This window comes from Vibrio sp. 1069, assembly GCF_033340555.1.
The window spans coordinates 1-636 of record NZ_JAWOWP010000515.1 but is presented as its reverse complement, the minus strand read 5'-3'; the positions used below and the strand labels follow the sequence as shown (position 1 = coordinate 636).

Genomic DNA, 636 nt, shown 5'->3' with positions numbered 1-636 from the left:
ATCGAGTACCTACAATCTCAAAACCTAGTTTTGGGTGGTAGTTTCGACAATGCTATCGTATTGGACGATTACCGAATTCTGAACGAAGAAGGTCTGCGCTTTGAGAATGAGTTTGTTACTCACAAGGTGTTAGATGCAATTGGCGACCTTTACATGTGTGGTCATCCAATTATTGGTGAATTCCGTGCTTATAAATCAGGTCACGGTTTAAACAACCAACTTCTACGCGCAGTCTTGGCGGATCAAGAAGCATGGGAATGGACAACTTTCGAAGAAGAAGTCGGTTCTCCAGTCGCTTTTGCAGAGCCAAACATGGTGCTAGCATAAGTTAGTCAAAGAATATTAAAAACCAGGTTTCGACCTGGTTTTTTTCTATCTAAATTTTACCGCACGTGATGATGGTTATTGGCCAGATTTTTCTGCCATATCTGCGAGCCTTTTTAGTCGCTCTTGGATTTTTGGTGGGGCCATATCAGCGATGGTCATCAGTGATTGAGCTGCTGACTCAGTGAGCGGCGGGCGTTTGGGCCTATCGTCTTTCTCGTATCGATTACGATAAAGTGAAGGGTTGATCCGAACGTCGACACTTATCAATTTTGCATAACCTAGTGTGCGCAGTTTGTTTAAGATCATTAG

Annotated in this window: 1 protein-coding gene and 1 pseudogene; one reads left to right on the top strand and one right to left on the bottom strand. The window is 43.2% G+C overall.

Translation table 11 applies throughout. From position 1 onward, the window contains the following. Positions 1-327, top strand: a 327-nt coding sequence (locus tag R7040_RS27480) for a UDP-3-O-acyl-N-acetylglucosamine deacetylase (protein WP_318097744.1), incomplete at its 5' end; no start/stop codon positions are given. A gap of 75 nt (positions 328-402) precedes the next feature. Here R7040_RS27480 and R7040_RS27475 read toward each other — a convergent pair. Next, positions 403-636, bottom strand: a pseudogene (locus R7040_RS27475) (DUF721 domain-containing protein); the annotation flags it as partial.